Annotated in this window: 10 protein-coding genes; 6 read left to right on the top strand and 4 right to left on the bottom strand. The window is 70.2% G+C overall.

Features of this window, described 5'->3' with window-relative positions; translation table 11 throughout:
* The first annotated feature begins 56 nt into the window (after nt 1–56).
* A complete protein-coding gene (locus tag JOL79_RS32480; protein ID WP_210159770.1) occupies nt 57–884 on the top strand; it encodes a metallophosphoesterase family protein in 828 nt (275 codons plus the stop codon).
* A 30-nt stretch (nt 885–914) separates the two neighbouring features.
* Here the strand turns inward: JOL79_RS32480 and JOL79_RS32475 are convergent, their stop codons facing one another.
* Entirely contained in the window at nt 915–3,698 is a 2,784-nt protein-coding gene (locus JOL79_RS32475) for a helix-turn-helix transcriptional regulator (protein ID WP_210159769.1), read from the bottom strand.
* 552 nt (nt 3,699–4,250) lie between these two features.
* Here JOL79_RS32475 and JOL79_RS32470 point away from each other — a divergent pair.
* From JOL79_RS32470 to xynA, 4 genes are all read left to right on the top strand, one after another.
* On the top strand, nt 4,251–5,369 hold the full coding sequence (locus JOL79_RS32470; RefSeq protein ID WP_307848854.1) for an agmatinase family protein: 1,119 nt from the start codon (nt 4,251–4,253) through the stop codon (nt 5,367–5,369).
* A 41-nt stretch (nt 5,370–5,410) separates the two neighbouring features.
* A complete protein-coding gene (locus JOL79_RS32465; protein ID WP_210159768.1) occupies nt 5,411–6,904 on the top strand; it encodes a class I adenylate-forming enzyme family protein in 1,494 nt (497 codons plus the stop codon).
* Complete coding sequence (locus JOL79_RS32460) at nt 6,901–7,827, top strand: ACP S-malonyltransferase (RefSeq protein WP_210159767.1); 927 nt, start codon at nt 6,901–6,903, stop codon at nt 7,825–7,827. Before JOL79_RS32465 ends, JOL79_RS32460 begins: the two co-directional genes overlap by 4 nt.
* Before the next feature lie 294 nt (nt 7,828–8,121).
* Nucleotides 8,122–9,204 carry an endo-1,4-beta-xylanase XynA gene (gene xynA / locus JOL79_RS32455; protein ID WP_210159766.1) on the top strand — a complete coding sequence of 361 codons (1,083 nt, stop codon included), beginning with the start codon at nt 8,122–8,124 and terminating at the stop codon, nt 9,202–9,204.
* A gap of 142 nt (nt 9,205–9,346) precedes the next feature.
* On the opposite strand, the gene JOL79_RS34725 is transcribed toward xynA, so the two are convergent.
* The 3 genes from JOL79_RS34725 to JOL79_RS32440 form a co-directional block, all read right to left on the bottom strand.
* The gene (locus JOL79_RS34725; protein WP_230985915.1) at nt 9,347–10,828 is read right to left on the bottom strand and encodes an arabinofuranosidase catalytic domain-containing protein; all 1,482 of its coding nucleotides are present in this window, start codon (nt 10,826–10,828) and stop codon (nt 9,347–9,349) included.
* Nucleotides 10,829–11,270: 442 nt separating this feature from the next.
* Nucleotides 11,271–12,587 (bottom strand): ammonium transporter, encoded by a 1,317-nt coding sequence (locus tag JOL79_RS32445; protein WP_210159765.1) that lies wholly within the window; start codon nt 12,585–12,587, stop codon nt 11,271–11,273.
* Nucleotides 12,588–12,807: 220 nt separating this feature from the next.
* Nucleotides 12,808–13,611, bottom strand: a complete 804-nt coding sequence (locus JOL79_RS32440; RefSeq protein WP_210159764.1) for an SAM-dependent methyltransferase — start codon at nt 13,609–13,611, stop codon at nt 12,808–12,810.
* Between the two features lie 915 nt (nt 13,612–14,526).
* Here JOL79_RS32440 and JOL79_RS34720 point away from each other — a divergent pair.
* The coding region (locus JOL79_RS34720) for an arabinofuranosidase catalytic domain-containing protein (protein WP_230985914.1) at nt 14,527–15,802 on the top strand (1,276 nt) is incomplete at its 3' end.

Raw genomic sequence — 15,802 nt, 5'->3', positions numbered from 1 at the left:
GCCGCCGGGGTCCGGTAGGGGTTGGGCCCGGCCGGCGCCGTGCCTAGCCTCCGACCGTGGAAGGCCCGACCCTGTACGCGATCAGCGACCTGCACATCGCCTATGCGGAGAACCGCGAGATCCTCGAAGGAATCCGTCCCGAGCACGACGGCGACTGGCTGATCGTCGCCGGTGACGTCGGGGAGCTCTTCGCGGACGTGGAATGGGCCCTGGGCCTGCTCGCCGGCCGCTTCGCCAAGGTGATCTGGGCGCCGGGCAACCACGAGCTGTGGACTCCCCGGGAGGATCCGGTCCAGCTCCGGGGCGAGGCCAGGTACCGCCGCCTGGTGGAGGTCTGCCGGGGGCTCGGCGTCGTCACCCCGGAGGACGACTATCCGGTGTGGACCGGCAGGGGTGGCCCCGTCGTGGTCGCGCCGCTGTTCCTGCTCTACGACTACTCGTTCCGGATGCCGGGACTGACCACGAAGGAGGCGTCCCTGGCGCACGCCTACGAGGTAGGCGTGGTGTGCACCGACGAGATCCTGCTCCACCCCGACCCGTACCCGAGTAGAGACGCCTGGTGCCGGGCCCGCGTGGCGGAGACGGAGCGGCGGCTGGCGGAGGTCGACCCCGGCCTGCGGACCGTGCTGGTCAACCACTTCCCGCTGGTTCGCGAGCCCACCCGGGTGCTGCGCTATCCGGAGTTCGCCCAGTGGTGCGGCACCGACCTGACCGCGGACTGGCACCTGCGCCACCGGGCCGCGGTCGCCGTCTACGGCCATCTGCACATCCCCCGCACCACGTGGCACGACGGCGTCCGCTTCGAGGAGGTGTCGGTCGGCTATCCGCGCGAATGGCGCTGGCGGAGCGCCCCGCCCGGGAGGCTCCGCCGGGTGTTGGGGTGAGCGCCCTCCACGCGCTCACCCGCGAGACGCTCAGGCGATGTTGCTGATCCGCGGCCCGAGCTTGACCAGCAGGTCGGCCCGCCGGGTCACGTTGAGCTTGCGGTAGACCTTGGTCAGGTGCTGCTCGACGGTGCTCACCGTGACGAACAGCTTGTTGGCGATCTGCCGGTTGGTGCTGCCCTGGGCGGCCAGCGCGGCGACCCGCCGCTCGGCGTCGCTGAGCGAGTTGAGCGCCTCGGCGTCGGTCTCGTCGGCCGCCTCCAGCGCCGCGTGGTCGACGTCGGGGAGCAGCCGCTGGCGCAGCGCGTCCGCCTGGCAGTCGCCGGCCAGGTCGCAGGCCCGGCGTACGGTCATCCGGGCGCGGTGGAAGTCGCCGAGCGAGCGCTGCGCCTGGCTCAGGTCGGCCAGCGTGTGGGCCAGCTCCAGGCGGTCACCGCAGGCGCGGAGCATCTCGGCCGCCTCGCGCAGCAGCGTCGGGCGCTGCGCGACGGGCGCGGCCGCGGCCAGCACGCGCAGCGCGGCCGCCTTCGTCCGGCTGGGTTCCTGCCCCAGCTGGGTGAGCTGGCTCTCGGCCAGCGCGCGGGCCTGCTCCGGCTGGTTGAGCGCCAGGTGGGCGTGGGCGGCGTGGACGCGCCAGGGCACGATGGCGGGCAGGTCGAGGTTCCACCGGGCCATCAGGTCGCCGCAGGTGGTGAAGTCGTCGAGGGCGGCCTCCGCCCGGCCGGTCGCGAGATAGTACCCGCCGCGCGCCCGCAGGTAGTGCAGGCCCCAGATGGTCTGGAACATCGCGTCCGGCACCGGCCGGTCGAGGTGCCGGCCCGCCTCCTCCAGCCGGCCGCGCGCGGTCTGCGCGAGCAGCGCGGTGCCCACCGGAACGCCGATCCCGGCCGCCCAGCTCTCGGTGGACATCATGCCGAGCGCGGTCTCGGCGTAACACTGTGCCTCGCCGAGCCGGCCGGAGCGGAGCGCGATGTCGGCTCGGATCGCCGTCAGCATGGCCAGCCATGACGGGGCGCCGCTCTCACGGGCCTGCGCCAGCAGGCGGTCGGCCCAGAGGGTCGCGGTCTCCAGGTGATCGGCGTAGACGAGGATGACCAGCGCCGCGGCGAGAGAGGGCATCGCACCGCCGCGGAGCGGAGAGCGCGGCAGGGTCTGCTCGGCCGCGACCACCGCGGCGGCGTTGGGCCCCTTGGCCATCAGGGTCTCCACGGCGTTCGCGAGCGCCTCCGTGGGGTTGACCGCGCCCTCGACACCGCGCCGCGACGCGCGGGTCTCCACCCACTCGTCGCTGAGGAGGCCAGGGTGGGTGAACCTGGTCCATACGGTGAGGAACCGGATTTCGGCGCTCTCTTCGGGGTCGGCGTCGAGCTCCGCGAGGCCGTCGAGCACTTCGGCCGCCTCGGCGATGCGCCCCAGCCAGAGCAGGCCGTGCACGGTGGCCACCCGCGCGGCCACACTCAGCCGGTCGGCCCGGGCGGCGGCCGCGAGCTGGCCCAGCCGGTGCCCGGCGGCGTCCGGGTCGGTGCGCCACTCCGCCTGATACAGCGCGGCCTTGAGCGCGGCGCGCTCCACGTCATCGGACGCGCCGTCGTGCGCCAGCCGCAGCAGCGCGACGGCGTGCTCGGTGTCGCCGGTGCCGAGCAGCCCATCCGCCGCGGCGACGAGCACCGGGCCGGCCCACTCCGGCGTCTTTCCGGCAGCGAGCAGGTGCCGGGCCACCGGAAGCGGCGCCGAGCCCTCCTCATGGAGAAGGCGGGCCGCCCTCAGGTGCAGATCGGTCAGGTCCGAGGGCGGCAGCTGGTCGAGCACCGCCTGGCGGGCCCGGGAGTGCGGGAGACGGCCGTCGACGACCAGGCCGGCGCTCTCCAGGCTGGACAGCGCTCGGCGGGCGGCCGCGGTGTCGACCTCGGCCAGGCGCGCGAGCGTGAGCGGGCCGGCGGGCGGGCGCCCGTCGAACATCGCGGCGGCGGCCAGAACCCGCCGGATCAGCGGGTCGCACCGCTCCACGTACCGGCGGAAGGCGGACGTGTACGAGCGGCCGGGCAGCACCTGCCCGTCCCGGTCGAGGCCGGTCCCGCCCGAGTTCCGCAGATCCGCGATCAGCGTCCGGGTGAGCAGCGGATTGCCTCCGGACGCCCGCACACAGGCGTCCACCAGAGACTCGGCCGGCTGCTCGCCGAGGGCTTCGGCGAGCAGCTCTCCGACCCCGTGCCGGGACAGCGGGGGGAGTGCGAGGTGGTTGTCGGACGCCAGCTCCATCAGTTCCGCGTAGAGCTGCGGCTCGGTGGGCTCCACCAGGTCGCCCCCGGTGGCCACCACGAGGATCCGCGCCCTGCGCATGCGCCGCACCAGGTAGAGCAGGCAGTGCAGGGAGAGCGGGTCCACGTGGTGCAGGTCGTCGACCGCCACGAGCATCGGCTTCTGCTCGCTGGCGGCCAGCAGAGCCGCGGACGCGTTGAGCAGCATGCTCGCCAGCCGAGGCCCGGGAGCCATCGGTCCCCGGCCATGGCGGACGGCGGTGCTGTGCACCTCGCGGAGCAGCTCCGCGCGGCTCGCCCCGTGGACGCCGAACGGAAAGTCGTGGCAGAACTGGTTGACCAGGCTCAGCGGCAGCTCCCGCTCGGTCCGGGTGCCGGCGGCCCGCAGCACGTGGAAGCCGAGATCGGCGGCGCGCTCGGTGAACGCCCGCAGCAACGCCGTCTTGCCGCTGGCCAGCGGGCCCACGACCGCCATCAGCCGGCCGTCACCGGCCTCGCACTCGGTGAGCGCGGTCGTGAAACCCGCGAGTTGCTCCTGCCGTTCGACAAACACCATCCGTGACTCCTCCCCGAGGTCACGCCCGTTGTCCGCCACTCAATGACGCCGCGGCAGCACTCAACGCGCGAGCAGCACGAATTGAGGACTTCCAGCAGGTCACGGGGCCGGACCAGGGCGACGGCCTCAATTTAGGACGCGCGAATCGGGGCGATCCAGTACCGCCCGGAAAGATCGTTTTAAGTTCACCTACGGTTCACTTTTGTTGCAAAACCTACCCAAATGGTTTGAGTGCCCGCAACATGCGATCCGGCCGCCGCGGAAGGCGAGCGATTCGCTGGTTGACCGCGGGAACGGCGTTTCTTCGGCGATACGACTTCCGCGCCGCCGAGCGTTTCCTTCACGTTAACTTTCTCGACATTAACCCCGGCATTCGCCGAATGGATCGGCTACGACAGAGGCGTGAACAGGAATTCCTCGAAGACGACCGCGCCTTACTCTACGGGTTCCGCCCGCTAGGGGATCCGCTGGGGTTGGCCCCGGAAACGCTGCTCAGTAGCGTGCCGCCGACGTTGGGTAGTTGCCGGCTGTGCCTTTACAAAAGGAAGTAGCGTGACGGAAAACGGGCCCGAAGAGGTTTGGCGAATTCCGATCGACCGCTCGCAGTCCCCATCGCGCGAGCCCGGCCCGATCGACCTGCGGCGCAACTTCCTCCAGGCGGCCTACAGCGGCATCCCCACGTTCATGGGGGTGCCGGTCTGCCTCGACCAGGAGGACCTGCGCGCCGGCGGCGTCGACGTGGCGGTGTTCGGCGTACCGCTCGACTCCTCCTCCGGCCACCGGGGCGCCGCCTACGGCCCGCGCGCGCTCCGCTCCGACGAGCGGTACCTGTTCAACACCCCCGAGCTGCTGGTCAACGCGAGCACCCGGGTGAGCCCGTTCAACCTGCTCAAGGTGGTCGACTACGGCGACGCAGCGGTCGACATCTTCAGCGTCGAGAAGTCGCTGCCGTCGATCGCCGCGACCGTCCGCGAGGTCGCGGACGTCGGGGCGGTGCCGGTGATCCTCGGCGGCGACCACTCCCTCATGATCGCCAGCGTCGGCGCCCTGGCCGACCTGTACGGACCGGACAAGGTGGGCGTCGTCCACTTCGACGCCCACCCCGACTGCCACGAGCACATCTTCGGCCACCGGGTCACCCACGGCACCCCAATCTGGCGGCTGATCGAGGAGAAGCGGATCCCGGGCAAGAACTTCGTGCAGGTGGGGCTGCGCACGCCGACCGGCCCGGACGACGCGCTGTTCAACTGGATGCGCCGCAACGGCCTGCGGACCCACTTCATGGTCGAGATCGAGAGGCGGGGCTTCGCCGCCGTGCTCGACAAGGTCATCGAGGAGGTCCTCGACGGACCCGAGTTCGTCTACCTGTCACTCGACATCGACGTCCTCGACCCCGCGTTCGCGCCCGGAACCGGCACTCCGGAGCCGGGCGGGCTGACACCGCGCGAGCTGTTCCCGGCGTTCCGCCGCCTGTGCGCGGAGACCAACGTCATCGGGATGGACGTCGTGGAGGTCGCGCCGCATCTCGACCCGGGCTACTCGACCACGATGAACGCCCGCCGGGCCATCTTCGAGGGCCTGACCGGCCTGGCGATGAAGAAGGCCGGGATGGTCAGCGCCGACTACGTCAATCCGATCGCCTCCGGCCAGCTGAAGTTCCCGCTCACCTGACTCCGCCCGTACCTCCATCCGCGGAAGGACGGCATCCGCCGATGACCGCCACTCACACCGGCACTGATACCGCCGCTGATACCGGCACCGACACCGCCACTGTCTTCGCACCCGGCTCCGCACAGCCCCTGGCCGAGCTTGAGCGGTCGGCCGCCGGCGTCGCCCGGGTCCTCGCCGGCCTCGGGGTCCGGCCGGGCTCCCGCGTCCTGTTCAAGGCGGACAACTCCGCCGACTGGGTCACGGTGCTGCTCGGCCTGGCCCACGCCGGCGCGTCGATCGTGCTCGTCGACCATCAGGACACGGCCGAGGAGACCACTCGCATCCACCGCCTCACCCGGGCCGTGCTGTCGATCGTGGACGACGACGCGCCGCCGCCGGGCGAGGGCGAGACGGTGCGCGTCCGCCACCTGCTGGCCGCGGCCGCGTCACGGCCCTCCCCCGTCCTTTCCGGCCCGCTCGACCTGGACGTCTGGCGCGGGCTCCCGGACGGGCTAATCATGTGGTCCTCCGGGTCGACCGGCGTCCCGAAGGGGGTGGTGAAGACCGGCGCCCGGTTCCTGCGGAACCTGGAGCGCAACGCCGCCCAGATCGGCCACCGCGCCGACGACGTCCTGCTGCCGCTGCTGCCGTTCTCCCACCAGTACGGGCTGTCCATGGTGTTCATCGCCTGGTTGACGCGGTGCTCCCTGGTGGTCGCGCCGTACCGCCGGATCGACCGGGCGCTGCGCCTGGCCGGCGAGACCGGCGCCACGGTGCTCGACGCCACCCCGGCCACCTACCGCAGCATCTGGAACATCGTCACCCGGCGGCCCGATCCGATGGCCGACCTGGGCCGCGTGCGGCTGTTCTGCAGCGGCGCCGCACCGCTTGACCCCACCCTGGTCGACCGGTACGTCGAGCTGTGCGGCAAGCCCCTGCTCGACAGCTACGGCAGCACGGAGCTGGGCAACGTCTCCTTCGCGACCGAGGACAACCCGGTGGCCACCGGCCGCCCGGTCGAGGGAATGGGCGTGCGGATCGTCGACGACGCGGGCACGGCGCTCCGCCCGGACGAGATCGGCGAGATCGAGGTCGACTCGCCGGACCTCATGGAGGGCTATCTCGATCAGCAGGGCGAGCTCGCCCCCGTCGCCCGGGGCTGGCGGCGCACCGGCGACTTCGGCCGGCTCGACGAGAACGGCAACCTGGTCGTCATCGGCCGCAAACTGGCCGTGCACCGGATGGGTTACACGCTCTATCCCGAGCAGATCGAGGCGCGGATCGCGCGGGCGGGGTGCTCGGCGAAAGTGATCGCTATCCCGGACGACCGCCGGGGCAGCTCGCTGGTGTTCTTCGTCGAGGACGAGACCGGCGCGGACGCCGCGCACTGGCGGGAGCGCATCTGCGCGGTGCTGCCGGCCTACGAACAGCCCAACCGGGTCGTCGTCCTGGACCGGCTGCCGCTCAACCGCAACGGCAAGCCCGACCGGCGGGAGCTGGAGATGCTGGCCGCAGAGAGGGCGTACGCCGGAGCTCCGGCCGAGGTGCCCGCGTGACCGCCGCCATCGTCTTCCCCGCGCTCTCCCCGGTCCGCCGCAACGACCTCGGCACGTTCCTCATGATCCACCCGATCGCGCGGCGGCTCCTCGCCGAGGCCGACGACGCCCTCGGCTATCACCTCGCCGACGCCCTGGCCGACGCGCCCGAAGACGACGACTACGCCGAACCCGTCCAGGTCGCGGTGCTCGTCGCGTGCCTGGCCCTGGCGGAGTGGGCCGAGGAGCGGCTGGGCGCCGCCCCCGAGTTCTGCGTCGGACCCAGCTTCGGGGAACGGGCCGCGCTCGCCTACACCGGCGCGCTCCCCTTCGCCGACACGGTCCGGCTGGTGGACGAGATCGCCCGCGTCGAGCGGCGCTACTTCGCCGCCGAGCATCGCGACGTCGTCACCCACTCGTTCGTCCGGGTGCCCGATGAACGGCTCGGCCCACTGCTGGCCGGCCTGGAGTGGCACGACATCTCCGGCCGCCTGGACGCCGACTTCCACATGGTGTCGCTGCGCGAGGCGGAGCTCGCCGGTTTCAAGGCGGCCATCAGCGAGGCCGGCGGGTACTCGCTCTACACGATGCGCCCGCCCGCGCACGCGTCCGCGTTCACCGGGATCCGCGCCCGGATGGAGGAGGTGTACGCGCGGCACACGTTGTCGGCGCCGCGGATGCCCGTCGTCTCGTATCAGGACGGCGCGGTGCTGACCGGCCCCGGGGAGCTGCGGGCCTGTCTGCTCGACGGGTTCGTCCGGCCGATCCGCTGGATCGACACCGTCCGGTCGCTGCGCGAGCTGGGGGTCGACCGGCTCTGGGTCACCGGCCCGGACGCGATGTTCTCCCGGCTGCGCACCACGGCCGCGAACTTCGACGTCGAGCTCTGCGACCTCCGGCGGGTCATGGTCCGGCCCCGCCGGCTCAGCCCGGCGTCCGGATGACCTGACGAGGGCCCGCCGCACGCGGCCGAAATTTTCATCCGCCGCTCCCGGGCGTGACCGGCCGGAGAGGGGCGGCGAACAGGCGCGACACCTCCTCCCGACGCCTCGGCCGGGAACGGGTCCTTCCCCGTCGTCCGCCGATCGTTGACACCCGGCAGGGCCGGTCCGACACTTTCGGCGACATACCGATAGTTTCGATGTCAGATGGCCCTCGACCACCGTCGAGCCGGGGTGACCCCGGCGCGGCCCGCTCCTCCGGTCGAGCCGGCCGGCCTTCACGAGGAGGAAGCGCGGATGAACCACTCCCCTGTCCACTGGAAAGGCCGCAGGCGCGGCCGTGCCCGGTCGTTCGTCGTCCGGGTCCTCGCCGTGGTGTTCGCCGCGGCCGTGGCGATGCTGCCCGGCGTCGCCCACGCGGCCGTCACCACCAACCAGACCGGTACCAACAACGGCTACTTCTTCTCGTTCTGGACCGACAGCCAGGGCACGGTCTCCATGGATCTGGGGTCCGGCGGCAACTACAGCACCTCATGGCGCAACACCGGCAACTTCGTCGCCGGCAAGGGCTGGAAGCCCGGCGGGCGCAGGACCGTGAACTACTCCGGGAGCTTCAACCCCTCCGGCAACGCCTACCTGTCCCTGTACGGGTGGACGAGAAACCCCCTCGTGGAGTACTACATCGTCGACAACTGGGGCACCTACCGCCCCACCGGCACCTACAAGGGCACCGTCACCAGCGACGGCGGCACCTACGACATCTACGAGACCACCCGCTACAACGCCCCCTCCATCGACGGCAACCAGACCTTCAACCAGTACTGGAGCGTCCGCCAGCAGAAGAGAACCGGCGGAAGCATCACCGTCGGCAACCACTTCGACGCCTGGGCCCGTTACGGCATGAACCTGGGCAGCCACGACTACCAGATCCTCGCCACCGAGGGATACCAGAGCAGCGGAAACTCCAACATCACGATCGACGGCGGTACGAGTTCCCCGCCCCCCACCTCTCCGTCGCCCTCGTCGACGCCGTCGGCATCGGCCTCGCCCGGCGGGGGGAACGGCGCCTGCCGGGTGTCCTACTCGAAGAACGAGTGGAACAACGGCTTCACGGCCAACATCACCATCACGAACACCGGCAGCGGCGCGATCAACGGCTGGACGCTGACCTGGTCCTTCTCCGGCGGACAGCAGATCACCAGCGGCTGGAACGCCGACATCAGCCAGAGCGGCTCCTCGGTCACCGCCCGCAACGTGTCCTACAACGGCTCGCTGGCTCCGGGCGCCAACACCTCGTTCGGCTTCCAGGCCACCTACTCCGGCAGCAACCCCAATCCGTCGGCCTTCCGCCTCAACGGCTCGGCCTGCACCAACGGCTGATCGGCACCTGATCGGCACCTGATCGGCACGGCTCGGACACGCGTGTCCGGTTGGAGACCACCGAGATGTGGCCCCCAACCGGACCGCTGCCCGGCGCTCGCGTCGCCTACCGGATCAACTGCGCGAGATCAGCTCTGCCGGATCAGCTGCGCAGGCTCCACTGCTGGTTGGTGCCGCCGTTGCAGGACCAGAGGATGATCTTGGTGCCGTTGGCGGTGCCGGCGGCGTTGGCGTCCAGGCAGAGCCCGGACTGGACGCCGGTGACGGTGCCGTTGGAGTTGATGTTCCACTGCTGGTTGGCCTGGCCGTTGCAGTCCCAGATGATCACCTGGGTGCCGTTGCTCGTGCCCTGGCCGTTGGCGTCCAGGCACTTGTTGCCGTAGACCTGCAACTGCTTGCCGGAGGTGTAGGTCCAGCGCTGGTTGGTGCCACTCCCGCAGTCCCACAACTGCACCTGGGTGCCGTTGGTCGTGCTGCCGTTCGGCACGTCGACACACCGGCCGGACTGTCCGCCCACGATCTGCACGCCCTGCTGCGGGTTGCCGCCGGTCGAGGTGGTGTAGCCGGCGGCGACGATGTTGGCCTGAACGGCGTCCTCGGTGGTGGCCGTCGGGTAGCCGGAGGTCATCACGCCCTCATAGAAGGTGCCCCTGGCGCCGATGCTGTTGTCACCGCCGATGCCGAGGATGATGGCGCCTTCCTTCTTCATCGGGTTGTAGCCCGACACGTTGGGCCGCACGCCGTCGTAGAAGGTCCCCAGGCCGCCCGACTGGGCGTTGCCGCCGCGGATGGCCCAGTGGTTCGGCTCACCCTTGACGATGGCGGTCAGGAACCGGTGGCTGATGCTCGGGTCACCCGCGTTGTAGTGCTGGTTCACGCCGGAGAACAGGCCGTTCTCCAGGTCGGCCATGATCCACGGGCCGTTGCCCGCGCCGTAGCCCCAGACCTTGATGTTGCCGAAGTAGATGGCCTCCATCGTGCCGTTGCCGTTGTCACGGCTGTTGGTCTCGGCGTTGCCGTAGTCGAAGCAGCAGCCGCCGTTGTAGTGCGTGCCGTCGAAGATGGCGTACATCCCCTCGGGCTGGTCGCCCTTGGCCACGCCGTTGGTGGAGTTGTTGCGGTAGCCGGTGCCCGGCGCCACGTAGACGCCGTACGCCTTGTGACCGCCGACCGTGATCGGCGCTGCCTTGGCGTCGGCCAGGTTGTCGTAACCGCCCGCTGCCGGACCGGAGAACCCGCCGGGAGGCGCCTGCGTCAGCCTGTTGTTCCGCCCCGACTGGTCGTAAATGATCGTGATGACGCAGTTGGTGTTCGCGCAGAAGGAGTCCTGCTGCGAGGCGTCCACCACACCGCCCGCGCTCAGCAACCCGATGTCCCGGGTGGTGTTGTCGGACGAGCGCCGCACCTGGTACAGAGCGCCGTTGTAGTTCCCGTACAGCGCGCGGGTCGTGCTGTGCGCGGCCACGCAGGGCGTGCCGCCCGCGGCGTAGATGTCGCACGGCTGCGACGTGGCCGCCTGCGACGGAGCCGACACACCGGTCAGCACACCGGCGGCCAGCCCGATCGCCGCGCCCGCCGACAACAGCGCCTTTTTGAGATGCCGGAACCGAGACCCGACCATCATGATGAGACCTCTGCCTTTCCAATGGGGGGTGCGCCGCGAATACCGCCGAAATGCAGGCACGCGCCATCGACCAAAAAGGGCGTGAACGACCATCCGTGCGACCACGCGTTCAACGCACACACGGGGCCATGCCTGCTGACCTGCGATATCGCGGCAGGACAGGAAAGATGAATGAGAGAAACGTATGATGTTAGCGTTAACATTTTCAGACGTTATACGGCCTCCGGGGATGTGATGTCAGTGGGAGCGACGTGCTCACTATGGAACGGGAGCGTATGTTGCGTCAAGGTTTCAGCAGAGTTGTCAAAACACGACCCGGGCCCCATCGGGTGCCCGGGTCGCCGAGATCCTGGGGCGGCCTGCGCCCTGACGGCTCATGGACGAATCGGGAGATCCGCCCACCGCACGTCAGCCGTGGCTCCGCCGCTCCCGGCGCCGGAGCTCACGCACGCGGCACGTCGTGGTCCCGGACCCGCTCGCGCAGCACGGCGCGCGCGCCCGGCCGGACGGCGTGGTCGAGCACACCGTGGTCGTATGCGGTCTCCGCGTGCAGTGCCAGGTCGATGCCCGAAACCTCGTCCTCCTCGCTCACGCGGAACCCCATCAGCCGGTGGATCAGCTTGCCGATCCCGTACGTGACCGCGAAGGCGTACAGCCCCACCACCGGGACCGCCACGGCCTGCCTGCCCAGCTGGGTCAGCCCGCCTCCGTACAGCAGACCCTCGGGGCCGTCGGCGCCCGTGAGCGCGCGCGTGGCCAGCAGGCCGATCATCAGCGTGCCGACGACGCCGCCGGCCAGGTGGACCCCGACCACGTCCAGCGAGTCGTCGTAGCCGTGCCGGAACTTCCAGCCGACCGCGTATGAGCAGGTCACCCCGGCGGCCAGGCCGATCACCAGGGCGCCGAGCACGTCGACGGAACCACACGACGGCGTGATCGCGACCAGGCCGGCCACGACGCCCGAGGCGACCCCGAACGTGGTGGGATGGCCGTCGCGGCGCTGCTCCACCACGAGCCATCCCAGCAGGCCGGTGCACCCCGCGGCCAGGGTGTTGAGGAAGACGGCGGCGGCGGTCCCGTCCGCCGACAGCGCCGAACCGGCGTTGAACCCGAACCAGCCGAACCACAGCAGCCCGGCTCCAAGCAGCACCAGGGGCAGGTTGTGCGGTCGCATGGCCTCTGCCTTGAACCCGACCCGGGGGCCGAGCACCAGCGCCATGGCCAGTCCGGACGCCCCCGAGGCGATCTCCACGACCAGGCCGCCCGCGTAGTCGAGCGTGCCCAGGGAATGGATCCAGCCTCCAGGCCCCCACACCCAGTGGGCGATGGGCGCGTAGACCAGGAGCGCCCAGATTGGGACGAAGACCATCCAGGCGGAGAACCGCGCCCGGTCGGCGATGGCGCCGCTGATCAGCGCCGCGGTGATGATGGCGAAGGTGAGCTGGAAGGTGGCGAACAGCAGCGTGGGCACCTGTCCGGTGACCGACTGCGTGGTGATGTCGCGCAGCCCCACATGGTCCAGGGCGCCGATCAATCCCCGTCCGCCGAGGTCGGGGCCGAACGCCAGGCTGTACCCGGCAGCCAGCCAGGCGAGGGTGACCAGGGCGATCGAGACGAAGCTCATCATGATCATGTTGAGCACGCTCTTGGCCCGGACCATCCCGCCGTAGAAGAAGGCCAGTCCCGGCGTCATCAGCAGGACGAGCGCGGTACAGGCGAGAAGCCAGGCGGTGGCACCACCATCGACCTTCACCGGCATGTCGGTCTCACACTCCTCACGGTGGTCGCGCCGCAGGCGCGCACCATGAGACTCACCAATGACCGTTTCGGCGTGTATTCGGGGGTGTTACCGGTATGTTTCGTGTTGCTGGGGTGTTACCGATTTCTCACCGCCCGCTGGGCGACAGCACGGGTCATCGAGCTCACGCGAGACCGCCCTGAGCACGACCCGCGTTACGCGCGACCGCCTCAGGTGAGCCTCAGGGGAGAAGGCCGACCCCGACGAAACCGTCGACGCCCGGCAGTGCGGGAAGACGGGGGTCGCCCTCCTCGGGCCGCCAGTCGTCGGTGGGGACCAGGCCCGGCTCGACGAGCGTGAACCCGTCGAAGAAGCGGCGGATCTGCGCGCTGCTCCGGGGAGTCGCCGAGCCGGCGGAGGTCTTGGTGTAGAGCTCGCGGCCTTCGCGGAGCCTCTCCTCGTCGAGGTCGCCGAAGGAAAGGTGGCTGATCGCCAGCGCGCTCCCGGGCGCGAGCCGGTCGCGGAGCGTCGCGACGACCCTCTGGGCCACGTCGTCGTCCGGAATGAAGTGCAGCACGGCGAGCAGCAGCAGGCCGACCGGCTGGCCGAGGTCGAGGTGCTTGGTCACTTCCGGGTCGGCCAGGATGGCCTCGGGCTCGCGCAGGTCGCCGCTCAGCACGATGGTCTGGTCGTTGTCCGCCAGGAGAGCGCGCCCGTGGGTCAGCACGATGGGATCGTTGTCGACGTAGACGACGTGGGATTCCGGCGCCACCCGCAGGGCCACCTGGTGCACGTTCTCCTGAGTGGGCAGGCCCGCGCCGATGTCGAGGAACTGGCGGATCCCGGTCGCCGCCATGAAGCGCACGGCCCGGCTCAGGAAGCGCCGGTTGGACCGGACCCCTTCCCTGACGTTCGGGGTGAGCTGGATGACCTTCTCGGCCGCCGCCCGGTCCGACGCGAAGTTGTCCTTGCCGCCGAGAAGGTAGTCGTAGATCCGGGCGACGCTCGGTACGGCGGGATCGATCCCCGGGAAAGCCTTCTCCATGCCCACTCACTTCCGTCGGCTTGATCTTAGCTCAGTCTCCTATGCCCGAAATGCCGCCGCGACGCCGCCCCCGGGGATTCGAGGATCTTCGCCGCCGTCGCTCCACCGGCTCCTCACGGCACGAGAGTATGAACCTTTCACTCTGCCGGCCCGGGGCCGCGACCGCCGGTCCGCGTGATGATCACGGCCGTCCCCACCGCGTGATCGCGCCCCGGGGTTCGGCCCCTTCCCGGCGACCCGGCCACTCTGAGCAGGGAATCCATGCCATCGGTTCTCTGACTCGGCCTCCTCGGGAAGACACCGGGAAGCGCCTGCGGCGAGGCCACAGGAGCGCCTCAAAGGTCAGATTTCTCCGGCATACAGCGGCTCGTGTGATGAGTCTGAAACTCGAGCCTTGACTAGCTAAGTGGTTCGCTGAGTAATTAGTACCAAGTCGCAGAGGCGAGCCCACTCCGAGGGTGCGCGGCCGGCGCGGCAGGGACGGCGCGGGAGGTCCTCGCAGCCCCTCCGCGCCGGCCGGGTCGTCCGCTTCAGCGGCCCGCAGCAGCACACCACCCTTGTGGCACCACTCGTGGGTACCGCGCGTCTTGGAGAGGTATGTGATGGCTACCTGACCGTCGGCCTGCCTCCGGCCGTCGTATCACTCTCCCAAACTCCCGTCCGCCTGTCCCGGCGGTTGCGCGGCGATGCCGTCCCGCCGATTCGGCTTCGCCGCCGGTGCCGATCGCCAGGAAGGCGGACGGGTCCCCCCGCTTCCCAATGTTAGCGCTACCACCGTGCTGTGACCGCAGACGGGCGCGTCCTCCTCCTTCTGCTCCGCCCTGGGTTCGCCGGCCCAGGGTGACACGCGTCGCAGCACCGGACGTTCGCCCACGCCGCACCAGGCGTGGCAACCGATCGGAGGAATCGTTGGATATGAGCAGAACACTCGGCCGCCTCCTGACAGCGGCGCTGGTCCCACTGGCCGTGATCCTCGCCATGACGGGGCTCTCCATCGCCTCGCAGCCGGCGCGGGCCGCGACCTCGTTGCCGTGCGACATCTACGCGTCGGGCGGCACGCCCTGCGCGGCGGCGCACAGTACGACACGTGCGCTGTTCGGGTCGTACAACGGGCCGCTCTACCAGGTGCAGCGCAGCTCGGACAAGGCCTACCACGATGTAGGGCTGTTGTCGGCCGGCGGCTACGCCGACGCGGCCGCCCAGGACTCGTTCTGCGCGAACACGAGCTGCACGATCACCAAGATCTACGATCAGACGGCCAACCACAACGACATGCCGATCTCGTGGGGCGGTTTCTGGAAGGGGCCCGGCCCCAACGGGGCGGACATCGGCGCGGACGCCAAGGCCCTGCCGCTCACCGTCGGCGGTCACCCCGCCTACGGCATCAAGGTCACCCAGGGAACCGGTTACCGGGTGGATAACGCCAGGAACGTCCCCACGGGCAGCCGGCCCGAGGGCGTCTACATGGTGACCTCGTCCAACTACGTCGACCAGTGGTGCTGCTTCGACTACGGCAGCGGCGAGAACTCCCACACCGACACGGGCAACGCCACCATGAATGCGATCTACTGGGGCACCGCGTGCTGGTTCGGCGGGTGCACGGGCAGCGGACCGTGGGTGGAGGCGGACCTGGAGAACGGGATGTATCACACCAACACCGGCTCCAACAAGGATCCGAACAACTCCGGTGTGCACTTCCCGTTCGTCAGCGCCTGGCTGAAGAACAACGGCACCAGCAACTTCACCCTGAAGTACGGCAACGGCAACAGCGGCGGGCTCACCACCACCTACTCGGGCGGGCTGCCGAACGGCTACTCCCCCATGCGCCTGGACAGCTCGATCCTGCTCGGCACCGGCGGCGACAACAGCCCGACCGGCCAGGGATACTTCTTCGAGGGCGCCGTGACGTCCGGCTTCCCGTCCGACGCCACGGAGAACGCGGTGCAGGCGAGCATCACCTCCGCCGGCTACTCGTTCTCCGGCGGCACCACCACTCCGCAGGGCGCCCAGGTCGTGGGCGGACAGTCCGGCCGCTGTCTCGACGTCACGGGCGCCTCCCAGACGAACGGCACCCAGGTGCAGTTGTGGGACTGCGGGAGTGGCACCAACCAGCGCTGGACCTACACCTCCGGCAAGCAGTTGCAGGTCTACGGCAACAAGTGCCTGGACGCCAACGGCCAGGGCACGAGCA

This window comes from Microbispora oryzae (assembly GCF_017896165.1).
Classification (GTDB): domain Bacteria; phylum Actinomycetota; class Actinomycetes; order Streptosporangiales; family Streptosporangiaceae; genus Microbispora; species Microbispora oryzae.
This window is presented reverse-complemented; position numbering and strand designations above follow the sequence as displayed.